Raw genomic sequence first — 11260 nt, forward strand, 5'->3', positions numbered from 1 at the left:
AATCGTGAGGAGTCGTGAGATGATGAAACTGTCGCTGGGAACCCTTTGTGCCGGACTGCTTGGCAGTGCGGCTGTTTTTGCCGGCCCGCTGCCCTCGCCGGTTCAAGATGATGATTTTCATCAGTTCCCTACCGAGCTGATCGAACTGGGTCGCGATCTATTCTTTGACCCGATCCTGTCAGGCAACAAGAACATCGCCTGCGCTACCTGCCACCACCCGACCCTTGGGACGTCTGATGCCATGTCATTGTCCGTTGGCGAAGGGGGCCTTGGTCTGGGTGAGGAACGGCAGGTTGTCAAAAGCAACATGCCCAAAGGGCGCATTCCGCGAAATGCTCCGGCCCTATTCAACCTAGGCGCACGTGAGTTTTCCGTCATGTTCCATGATGGCCGCACCGCCAAGGACCGCAAGGCGATGTTTGGCATCCGCATGCCCGATGGGCGCACGCTGGAGCGTCCGATGCCCTCTGCATTGGCTGCCCAAAACATTCTGCCCATCCTTTCACCAGATGAGATGGCCGGCCACCCCGGCGAAAACCCTATTGCCGACGCCGTCGAAGCCGAACGCATCCTAGGGCCCAACGGCGCTTGGGATCTTTTGGCGAAACGCGTCAAAGGCATTCCCGAATATACCGAGCGTTTTGAGGATCTTGGCACCAAGGATATCCACATCACCGACATTGGCACCGCCTTGTCTGCCTTTATCGGATCTGAGTTTCGCGCAACGAACAGCCCGTTCGACCGTTACCTTCAGGGCGAAGAATCCCTAACGCAAGCCGAACTAGAAGGGATGGACCTGTTTTACGGAAAGGCGCGTTGTTCGACCTGCCACTCTGGCGCGTTCCAAACCGATCATGACTTTCACGCGATTGGCCTTCCCCAGCTTGGGCCAGGAAAAGACACCCATGCCGCCTATGCCGACACCGGCCTTGGTATGGTGACGGGCATTGCGGATGACATGTACCGCTTTCGCACCCCGACCCTTAGGAATGTGACCCAATCCGGCCCATATGGCCACAACGGCGCTTATGCTGATCTAGAAGATATCGTGCGCCACCATTTGGACGCTGTTAAAGGTCTGGCGAAATATGATCGCAACAAACCGGTTCTGACAGAAAATGTGGATGTAAACGACTGGGACGCAATGGACGACTTTGAAGAGGTCATGCGCATCGCCGAAGCGATCGAGATCAGTGACGTCGCCCTTGAGCAAGCCGAAATTGACAAGATTATGGCGTTCCTTGGCGCGTTAACGGATGAAACCGTTGGCCAGAATGGCCTTGGCGTGCCCGCCTCGGTGCCCTCTGGTTTGCCCATGGATATTGTGTCGCCACCGTCCTAACCACCTTTAAAATATGAACGAAACAAAACCTCGGCGCCATCGGTAGCCGAGGTTTTTTTATGGCTGAGGATACTGTTGCGAATTCGGAACCTCACTGTTGCAAAACTACGTCTGGCAAATTGGGCAGCAATAAGGCATAAATAGGACATGGCACATAGAGCTGCCCAATTTTGGGTCGCCGCCGGCGGAAGGTCCCTCCAGATCAGACTCTCATCTGATCCCCCTATTCCCGCAGCGGCGACCCCAAAATCCCCCGACATTTGAGTGAGAAACGGGCATTTGCCCGCCCCCCGAACAGCAAGCTGTTGCACCACTGCGCCTGCTGGCTTATCTGCGCTGCATGGATAAAACATTACACATCATCGGCGGCGGCATGGCCGGATCAGAGGCTGCTTGGCAGGCTGCACATCTTGGCATTCAGGTCGTCATTCACGAAATGCGCCCCAAAGTGGAAACCTTTGCCCACCAAACCGGCCTTTTGGGTGAAATGGTGTGTTCCAATTCATTTCGCTCGGACGATTCCGAGCAAAACGCCGTTGGCTTGCTGCATTGGGAAATGCGCCAAGCAAATGGGTTGATCATGCAGACGGCCGAAAAACACCGCCTGCCAGCGGGTGGCGCATTGGCCGTGGATCGCGACCCTTTTGCGCAATCCGTGACGGATGCCTTGATGGCACATCCCAACATCAGCGTCGAATACGGCGAAATCACCACCCTGCCCGACGACGGCCATTGGATCATCGCAACTGGTCCGTTGACCTCTGGTGATCTGGGGGCTGCAATTGCTGCCGAAACAGGGGCCGAGGCCCTCGCCTTTTTCGACGCTATCGCGCCCATCGTGTATCACGAGAGCATCGATATGAGCAAAGCGTGGATGCAATCGCGCTATGACAAAGGCGAGACCGAGGAAGAGCGCACGGCCTACCTCAACTGCCCCATGGATGAGACCCAATATTACGATTTCATCGACGCGCTTGAGGCCGCAGAAAAAACCGAGTTTCACGAGAATGAAACCGCAGGCTATTTTGACGGCTGTCTGCCGATCGAGGTCATGGCCGAACGTGGCCGAGAGACCTTGCGCTTTGGTCCGATGAAGCCTGTGGGCCTGACCAACCCCCACCAACCCGATGTAAAACCCTATGCTGTTGTGCAGCTGCGCCGCGATAACAAACTCGGCACGCTATACAACATCGTCGGCTTTCAAACCAAAATGAAATACGGCGCGCAAACCGAGGTTTTCAAACGGATTCCTGGGCTGGAGAATGCCAGCTTTGCCCGTTTGGGGGGCATCCACCGCAACACTTTCCTGAACTCTCCGACTTTGCTGGATGGTCAGATGCGCCTGAAATCACGTCCTAACCTACGCTTTGCTGGCCAGATCACCGGCGTTGAAGGCTATGTTGAAAGCGCTGCCATGGGGCTGCTTGCTGGGCGTCTGGCTGCGGCGGAAATTATGGGCGGGTCATTGGATACGCCCCCCGCCACAACGGCAACTGGCGCCTTGATCACCCATATTTCTGGTGGCGCTGATGCCAAAACCTTCCAGCCGATGAACGTGAATTTTGGGCTTTTCCCACCTGTTGAAGGGCAAAAAGGCGGACGCCGCGGCCGCAAAGACCGCTACAAAGCCTATACCGACCGCGCCAAAGTTGACTGGCAGGCGTGGCTATCCGCTGGACAAGAAGGTTAATGGCCCTATCATAACAGCATGACCGAGACGTTTCTGGACAAAGCCTATACCGCCCGCGACACAGACAGTACGCGACAGCTATATGATGATTGGTCTGCTTCCTACGAAGTTGAAATCGGCGAAAACGGCTATGCGACCCCCAAACGTTGCGCCGAAGCTTTGGCCGAATTTGCCCCCGATAAATCGCTGCCCCTGCTGGATTTCGGCTGTGGTACGGGGCTGGCTGGCTTGGCCCTCAGAAACGCGGGTTTTGAAACCATCGACGGTGTGGATCTTTCCTCGGAAATGATCAACCAAGCGAAAAGCAAAAACATATACCGCACCCTCACCCAGATTGAACCTGACACAGACATCGGCGAAAACCACATGCTGATGAGCGCGGTCGGCGTTATCGGCGCAGGCGCGGCCCCGATCTCGACCTTGGACAAATTGCTGCACGCCCTGCCAAGCAAAGGTCTGTTGGTATTTTCCTTTAACGATCACGCGCTGGCGGAAAGCGAAAACATCGGCCGATTGAACGAATGGCTTGATTGCGGCGCAGCTGTGCTATTGTTTAGCGAATATGGCGATCATCTACCGGGTCAGGGCATAAACTCAACCGTATATGTGGTTGAAAAAGCTTGAGCTTCATCACCAGATTTGCACCATCCCCTACGGGTCCGCTGCACCTTGGCCATGCCTATTCTGCGTTGCTGGCCTATGACATGGCGCAAAAGGCTGATGGGGCCTTTTTACTACGGATCGAAGATATCGACCGCTCGCGCGCGCGGGAGCATTGGGAAAACCAAATCTACGATGATCTGGCGTGGCTTGGCATTCGATGGCAAGAACCAGTGATGCGCCAATCAGAGCGCCAGCCAGATTACACCGCCGCATTGGATGATCTTTGGGCGCGCGGCCTTATTTATCCCTGCAGCTGCACCCGCGCAGATATCGCCGCAGCCGCCAGCGCCCCCCAAGAAGGCGCGCCGCTGCTTGGGCCTGACGGGGTGATTTACCCCGGCACCTGCCGCGATTTTCCGCTAGAGGGCGCAACCCCGCCCCAAAATGTAGCCTTGCGCCTAAACATGCGCAAAGCCTGCGACGCGCTGCAAAAGGATTTATCCTTTTCAGACAGCGGCATGGCGCGGGAAACGACCGTCAGCGCGGATGAGCTGATCCATGGTGTCGGTGACATCGTTATCGCGCGGCGGGACATGGGAACCTCCTATCACCTTTCCGTCGTTCTGGATGACGCCGCCCAAGAGGTCACCCACGTGATCCGTGGTGAAGACCTGTTTGATGCCACCAAAATTCACATCTTACTGCAATCATTATTGGGGCTGGAACAGCCGCAGTACCATCACCATCGCCTGATCCGCGACGAGGCTGGTAAACGTCTGGCCAAGCGCGACGATGCAAGAGCCATCTCGCTTTTTCGGGCTGAGGGCGCAACGCCGCAAGATATTCGTGAAATGGTCGGCCTTTAGTCAAGCGGGTCCAGATCGGTTTCGCCTTCCACGTCAAACCCCGTGAAAAAGCAACTCCGGCGGCCTGTGTGGCAGGCTGCGCCAATCTGATCTACCTGCATCAACAGGCAATCACGGTCGCAATCCAGACGAATCTCTTTCAACGTCTGAACGTGACCCGATGTCGCGCCCTTGGCCCAAAATTCCTGACGCGAGCGGCTCCAATAGGTCACCTGCCCTGTCTCAAGCGTGCGCATCAGGCTTTCGGCGTTCATCCACGCCATCATAAGGACTTCTCCCGTCGCATGATCCTGCGCAATCGCCGGTATCAGACCTGCTTCGTTATACTTTAGGGTCGTCGGGTCGAAGGGCATGTTTGTCCACCTTGTTCAAAAGTTTTTGCATCCGCTCAGTAACTGCTTATGTAGAGGTCAAGCAAAGGAAATACCATGTCCAACGATAGTGATCTGATCAAGCTGTATTCGGGGCGCATTTTGGCGCTTGCTGCTGATATTCCGCATTTGGGCCGTTTGGATTCCCCCGACGCAAGCGTTACGCGCCGCTCCCCATTGTGCGGGTCGAGCGTGACAGTTGACGTTCAGATGGAGGACGGAAAGCTGGTTGCCATGGGCCAAGATGTAAAAGCCTGCGCCTTGGGACAGGCAGCAGCAGCGGTTACCGGCGCGGCCGCGCTCGGGGCTTCGTTGGAAACCATCCAGCAAGGGCGCGATCAGTTAAAGGCAATGCTAAAGGGCAAAGGCGGCACACCGGAAGCACCATTTGACGGTTTTGAGGTGCTCACCCCCGCCGTGGATTACAAAAACCGCCATGCCTCGATCATGCTGAGCCTCGAAGCCCTAGCCGAGGCGATGGAAACCGCCCAAGCAGGCTAACGCCCCCTGCTAGACAAAAAAGACGCCGCACATCGGGACAGATGTGCGGCGCAAGAAAAGCGTATCTTATGTGGGACCCGATGGTTCGTTTTGGGGAAGGCAACCCCGAACATGTCATGGACAGGCAGAACGTGACATGGATGGTGCATCAATTTGGGACAGAGGCACCGTTAAAACAAACCCCGGCATAAGAGCGCAGGCAGAAAATCAGACAAGTACAGGAAGATGCAAACCGACCACCAGCATCACAACCAAGGCAGCAGCCCCTACGGCATCTTGCACCAATGTATCTTGCGATCGGGCGGCAATGGCTTTGACTGTGCGATAGAAGGTCATGTGTCTCTCCGTTCTTGTTGCCTCTTTGTTCTCACGTTAACCAAGGACAAGCAAGAACTTTTTGAGAACATTTGTGAACTTTTTAGAACAAAACAGGTTAACCCACTGAAATCAAACGAATTGCCTCATCCTGCCGCATGAGCCATAGAAGCAGCCGCGCAGAACGCCCGCGGTCTCCTTCCAGTTTCGGGTCATCATTTAGTAACTTTCGGGCATCCGATTGGGCCACGGCCATCAATGCAGCCTGTTTCTCAAGGTCTGCAACCTTGAACCTAGGCACACCAGATTGCGCAGTGCCGATCAAATCTCCCGTGCCGCGCATTTTCAAATCCGTCTCGGCAATCACAAAACCATCTTCGGTTTCGCGCAAGACTTCTAGCCGCTGGCGCCCTGTTTCGCTCAACGGGTTTTGGTACATCAGCAAACAACTAGACGCCGCCGATCCACGCCCAACGCGCCCCCGCAGCTGGTGTAACTGCGCCAGACCAAAGCTCTCGGCCCGTTCAATCACCATGATCGAAGCATTGGGCACGTCTACGCCCACTTCGATCACGGTCGTCGCCACCAGTAATTTTGTCTCGCCCCGCTGGAACGCCGCCATCGCCGCGTCTTTTTCTTGGGGCGGCATCTGGCCATGAACCAGCCCCACAACCCCATCGCCCAATGTTGCACGAAGGCGTTTGAAGCGTTCCTCAGCGGCGGTAAGGTCACTGACCTCGCTTTCCTCAACCAAAGGGCAAACCCAATAGCATTGGCGCCCATCCGCCATGGCAGCGCGCAAACGTTCGGTCACCTCGTCGTAGCGATCCGTGCTGACCAGAACTGTCTGGATCGGTTTTCGCCCGGGTGGTTTTTCATCCAGAACACTCACATCCATATCGCCATATTGCGCCAAGGCGAGACTGCGTGGGATCGGCGTAGCGGTCATCACCAGCACATCGGCCTGCCGCCCCTTGCGCCCCAGCTCTAGCCGCTGACGCACGCCAAAGCGGTGCTGTTCATCCACCACAGCAAGGCGCAAATCGTTAAAGACGACGGTTTCCTGAAACACAGCATGAGTACCCACCAAAACATGGATATCGCCTCGCTCCAAAGCGGCCAGTTTTGCTGCGCGCTCGGCCCCTTTGTCACGGCCAGTCAAGATTTCCAAAACCACGCCCGCGCTTTGCGCAAGGGGTTGTAATCCTTGCATATGCTGCCGCGCCAAGATCTCGGTTGGGGCCATCAAAACCCCCTGCCCGCCGGATTCAACCGCGGCCAACAGGGACATAAACGCCACCAGTGTTTTACCCGCCCCCACATCGCCCTGCAGCAATCGGTTCATCCGCTGGTCGGTCTGCATATCAGCGATGATTTCGCTTATCGCACGCGACTGCGCGCCCGTTGGAGTATAGGGCAGATCAGCCAAAACTTTGGCCTGCAAAACCCCTGTGGGGAGGGCTGGACGCCCCTTTTTGCGCCGCTCGACCTGTCGTGCCAAGGCCAGCGTAATCTGATGGGCAAAGAGTTCGTCATAAGCCAGCCGTTCACGCGCCGGAGCCAATGAGGATACATCATTTAACGTTTCCGGATCATGAGCCGCAAAAACGGCCGCTTTGAAATCGGGCCACCCAGATTGCGCAAGCTGGTTTGGATCGATCCATTCGCCCATATCCGGCACCAAGGCCAGCGCGCCACGGGTCGCCTTATACATCAGTTTCTGGGTGACACCGTTTGTCAGCGGGTAAACGGGCTCAAATTTAGGGATGCTATCCGCTTCTGCCTCGGGGACCAGAAAATCGGGGTGAACCATTTGCGGCATGTTATCAAAACGCTCAACCCGCCCTGACACGATGCGCCTGCTGCCTTCTGGCAATTGGCGGTGCCAATAATCCCCACGGGCATGAAAGAACACCAGCTGGAATGCGGTTTTGTCGTCTTCGACCTGAATGCGGTAGGCCCCGCCTTTGGTGCGGGCGGGAGCGTGTTTGCCGATTGTCACCGCGACCGTCAGCGTTGCGGGCAACACGGCCCCTTCCACCGAAGCGATCAATCGGCGATCAATCCCCGATTGCGGCAGGGTAAACAGCAAATCCCGTGGGGCAATCACCCCAAGGCCTGCAAAATGCTGCGCCGTCTTTGGCCCGACGCCTGTTAACGTGTCCAGACTGGCAAACAGAGGGAATAAGGGTTCGGGGCGTGTGTTCATAAGCCGTCGATCAACTCTAGCCAACCGTCCTCATCTAGGGTTTCGATGCCCAGTTCAGCGGCCTTTTTCGCCTTTGACCCCGCACCCGGCCCTGCGACCAGCAAATCGGTTTTGGCACTCACCGAGCCTGAAACCTTGGCGCCTAACCGCTCGGCACGGGCCTTTGCTTCGGCGCGCGTCATTTTCTCTAATGTACCTGTAAACACAACAGTTTTTCCTGCCACGGGGGATCCAGAAGTGTCTGCCTGTTTGGCTTCTTGAACGTCTAGCTGTTCGATCAAACGCTGGATCGATGCGCGCTCGGCCTCTTGGGCAAACGCCCCGACCAACGATCCGGCCATCACAGCGCCCATGCCATCAATGCTGATCAGATCGTCCCATGCAGCACCCTCCATGGGCCTTGCCTCATCCATCGCAACGGCCAGCGCATCCCATGTTCCATAGTGCAAAGCGATCATGTTTGATGCAGCCTCGCCGACATGACGAATGCCGAGGCCAAACAACAACCTTGCGAGGGGGATCTTGCGCTTTTGATCAATCGCGGCAAACAGCCCAGAGGCCGATTTATCGCCCCAGCCTTCGCGGTTTTTCAGCTGCTGCATTCCCGTGCCAAAACGCTCTTTCAGCGTAAAAATCTCAGCGGGTTCAGAAATCCAACCATCCGTATAGAATTGTTCGACCTGTTTTGCCCCTAGCCCGTCAATATCAAACGCACCACGCGAGACGAAATGCTTTAGCTTTTCAACAGCTTGCGCAGGGCATATCAAGCCACCAGTACAGCGGCGCACCGCATCCCCTGGCTCTCGGACGGCATCGCTGCCGCATTCGGGGCATGCGGTAGGGAATGCAAAAGCAATAGCGTCATCTGGCCGTTTGCCCAGATCCACATCGGCGATTTTGGGAATCACATCCCCCGCGCGATAGACCTGCACCAGATCGCCAACGCGGATATCCTTGCCGCCCCGAATTTCCTGCCCTTTGCTATCGAGGCCTTTGATATAATCCTCATTGTGCAAAGTTGCGTTTGAAACGACAACGCCGCCAACGGTGACAGGCGCCAACCTTGCAACGGGGCTAAGCGCGCCGGTTCGGCCAACCTGAATGTCTATGCCCTCTAGACGGGTCCACGCCAATTCGGCAGGGAATTTATGCGCAATCGCCCATCTGGGCGTGGTTGAGCGAAAGCCAAGGCGCGCCTGCAATTCCAGCTCGTCCACTTTATAGACAACACCATCGATATCATACCCAAGGTCTGGGCGCTGCTCTTCGATCTGGCGGTAATGTTTAACCAACTGCGACGGGCCATCACAACGTGCCGTCAAAGGGTTGGTCGAGAAACCCAAATCCTTTAATTTTTCAATAGCTTGCCATTGGGTCACCCCCAGAGGTTCGGACAAGCTGCCCCATGCATAGGCAAAAAACCGTAAAGGGCGCGACCGTGTGATTTCAGCATCCAGTTGACGCAGCGACCCTGCGGCCGCATTTCTTGGGTTTGCAAAGGTTTTGCCGCCGCGCTCTTCCTGACGCGCATTCAGGGCCTCAAAGTCAGCATGGCTCATATAGACTTCGCCGCGCACCTCAAGAACATCCGGCGTGCCCTCCAGATGATGGGGGATATCGGACACCGTCTTTGCATTTGCGGTGACATTCTCACCGACAGAGCCATCACCACGGGTCGCCGCCTGCGTAAGAATCCCTTTTTCATAGCGCAACGACAATGACAGCCCGTCAATTTTGGGTTCAGCCGTATAGCTCAGCGGCGCCTCCGCCCCCAAGCCAAGATATTTACGAATAGAGGTGTCAAACTCCCCGACGTCTTCGTCGGAAAACGCGTTGGCAAGAGACAGCATCGAAACACTATGCGTAATCTTACCAAAGCCCGAGGCCGGTGCAGCCCCGACTGTATCACTGGGGCTATCAGCCCTCTTTAAATGGGGAAATCGCGCTTCGATTTCTGCATTTCGGCGACGCAACGCATCAAATGCCGCATCAGATATCTGCGGAGCATCCTCAGCGTGATAGGCTGTATTGGCCTCGGCCAACAGAACACTCAAACGCGCAAGCTCGCTTGCTGCTTGGGTTTCGGTCAGGACATCAACGTCCAATTCTGGGATGTTGGTTTCTTCGTTCACTAAAACTGCCTTTGGTTAGCCACCTAGCAATTAGATAGGCCGCGACCAAAGGCAGGTCTAGGTTCTTTCATACAATCAAGTCGCCCATTCAGGCGCTAACGGCCAAATCCATATCGGCCGGTTCCGGATCACGCAGGACATAGCCACGGCCCCAAACTGTTTCGATATTGCTAGAACCGCCAGTGGCGTTTGTGAGTTTCTTGCGCAACTTACAGATAAACACGTCGATAATCTTTAACTCTGGTTCATCCATGCCGCCATACAGGTGGTTCAAGAACATTTCTTTGGTGAGAGTTGTCCCCTTACGCAGGCTCAACAATTCCAGCATCTGGTATTCTTTGCCCGTCAGATGAACTGGTTTATTTTCAACGCTCACCGTTTTGGCATCCAAGTTAACCGAGATCAGGCCAGTATTGATGATAGACTGGGAATGCCCTTTTGAGCGGCGGATAATTGCGTGAATGCGCGCAACCAGTTCTTCGCGGTGGAATGGTTTGGTCAGATAATCGTCGGCGCCAAATCCAAAGCCACGGATTTTGCTCTCGGTATCATCTGCACCGGACAGGATCAAAATTGGTGTTTCAATACGGCTAAGTCGCAGTTGCCGCAGCACCTCGTGCCCTGTCATGTCCGGCAAACCGAGGTCTAACAAAATGATATCATAGTCATATAACTTTGCCAGATCGATCCCCTCTTCCCCTAGGTCCGTTGCATAAACGTTCAGGTTCGCATGGGTAAGCATCAATTCAATGCTTTTGGACGTGGTAGGATCATCTTCGACAAGCAGCACGCGCATTTTCGTTTTTCTCCGCCAGAGTTAGGTCAATCTATAGAAACAAACGTGAACAAAAATAGTTAACCACTCGTAAATGTTGGCTACGTTTATGGCAGAACAACTTAAAGTTGTCTATATTTTTGCACCATTGTTGTTTTCAAGGCAGCTTCACCGTGGGTCGAGACCGCGCGCACCCACTCAATAAACTCATCATCACTCAGGCTATAGCGCTTTAGCGCGTCATCTTTGGTGATCAAACCATAGACAACCCCCCGCACAACAGCTGCTTTTCGCGATGCCACCCATCGCCTTGTCTTTGTCGGGGGTAAATCTGCACTGGTCATTACCGTTCCATCCGCGAGGGTTACCGCGCGCGGGCCGTCTACTTTCTTAAGATACATAGTTCCATACCGCCTCAATTACCCTTACTGGAATGCTCTGAACGGTATTAAAGAC

11 protein-coding genes are annotated in these 11260 nt (G+C 55.2%); 5 read left to right on the plus strand and 6 right to left on the minus strand.

The window, feature by feature from the left end:
- Nucleotides 1-19: 19 nt before the first annotated feature.
- The 4 genes from Z948_RS0117065 to gluQRS all read left to right on the plus strand — a co-directional run bounded on the left by Z948_RS0117065 (nt 20) and on the right by gluQRS (nt 4501).
- Entirely contained in the window at nt 20-1342 is a 1323-nt protein-coding gene (locus tag Z948_RS0117065; protein WP_156023526.1) for a cytochrome-c peroxidase, read from the plus strand.
- A 340-nt stretch (nt 1343-1682) separates the two neighbouring features.
- Complete coding sequence (gene trmFO / locus Z948_RS0117070; protein ID WP_025060761.1) at nt 1683-3032, plus strand: methylenetetrahydrofolate--tRNA-(uracil(54)-C(5))-methyltransferase (FADH(2)-oxidizing) TrmFO; 1350 nt, start codon at nt 1683-1685, stop codon at nt 3030-3032.
- Nucleotides 3033-3050: 18 nt separating this feature from the next.
- The gene (locus Z948_RS0117075; protein ID WP_025060762.1) at nt 3051-3656 is read left to right on the plus strand and encodes a class I SAM-dependent DNA methyltransferase; all 606 of its coding nucleotides are present in this window, start codon (nt 3051-3053) and stop codon (nt 3654-3656) included.
- On the plus strand, nt 3653-4501 hold the full coding sequence (gene gluQRS, locus Z948_RS0117080; protein WP_025060763.1) for a tRNA glutamyl-Q(34) synthetase GluQRS: 849 nt from the start codon (nt 3653-3655) through the stop codon (nt 4499-4501). Before Z948_RS0117075 ends, gluQRS begins: the two co-directional genes overlap by 4 nt.
- Here gluQRS and hisI read toward each other — a convergent pair.
- The gene (gene hisI, locus Z948_RS0117085) at nt 4498-4854 is read right to left on the minus strand and encodes a phosphoribosyl-AMP cyclohydrolase (RefSeq protein ID WP_025060764.1); all 357 of its coding nucleotides are present in this window, start codon (nt 4852-4854) and stop codon (nt 4498-4500) included. The two genes, gluQRS and hisI, sit on opposite strands and share 4 nt — an antisense overlap.
- Nucleotides 4855-4929: 75 nt before the next feature.
- Here hisI and Z948_RS0117090 point away from each other — a divergent pair, with 75 nt between their 5' ends.
- Nucleotides 4930-5373, plus strand: a complete 444-nt coding sequence (locus Z948_RS0117090) for an iron-sulfur cluster assembly scaffold protein (protein WP_025060765.1) — start codon at nt 4930-4932, stop codon at nt 5371-5373.
- A gap of 207 nt (nt 5374-5580) precedes the next feature.
- Here the strand turns inward: Z948_RS0117090 and Z948_RS19285 are convergent, their stop codons facing one another.
- From Z948_RS19285 to sciP, 5 genes are all read right to left on the minus strand, one after another.
- Nucleotides 5581-5709, minus strand: coding sequence for a hypothetical protein (locus Z948_RS19285; protein WP_255209622.1), 129 nt, complete (start codon nt 5707-5709; stop codon nt 5581-5583).
- A 97-nt stretch (nt 5710-5806) separates the two neighbouring features.
- Nucleotides 5807-7897 (minus strand): ATP-dependent DNA helicase RecG, encoded by a 2091-nt coding sequence (recG, locus tag Z948_RS0117105; RefSeq protein ID WP_025060766.1) that lies wholly within the window; start codon nt 7895-7897, stop codon nt 5807-5809.
- On the minus strand, nt 7894-10029 hold the full coding sequence (gene ligA, locus Z948_RS0117110; RefSeq protein WP_025060767.1) for an NAD-dependent DNA ligase LigA: 2136 nt from the start codon (nt 10027-10029) through the stop codon (nt 7894-7896). The genes recG and ligA overlap by 4 nt, the downstream gene beginning before the upstream one ends.
- An 88-nt stretch (nt 10030-10117) precedes the next feature.
- A complete protein-coding gene (ctrA, locus tag Z948_RS0117115) occupies nt 10118-10825 on the minus strand; it encodes a response regulator transcription factor CtrA (RefSeq protein ID WP_025060768.1) in 708 nt (235 codons plus the stop codon).
- Between the two features lie 101 nt (nt 10826-10926).
- Nucleotides 10927-11205, minus strand: coding sequence for a CtrA inhibitor SciP (gene sciP, locus Z948_RS0117120; RefSeq protein ID WP_025060769.1), 279 nt, complete (start codon nt 11203-11205; stop codon nt 10927-10929).
- Nucleotides 11206-11260: the final 55 nt, after the last annotated feature.

The organism is Sulfitobacter donghicola DSW-25 = KCTC 12864 = JCM 14565 (assembly GCF_000622405.1).
Taxonomy (GTDB): Bacteria; Pseudomonadota; Alphaproteobacteria; order Rhodobacterales; family Rhodobacteraceae; genus Sulfitobacter; species Sulfitobacter donghicola.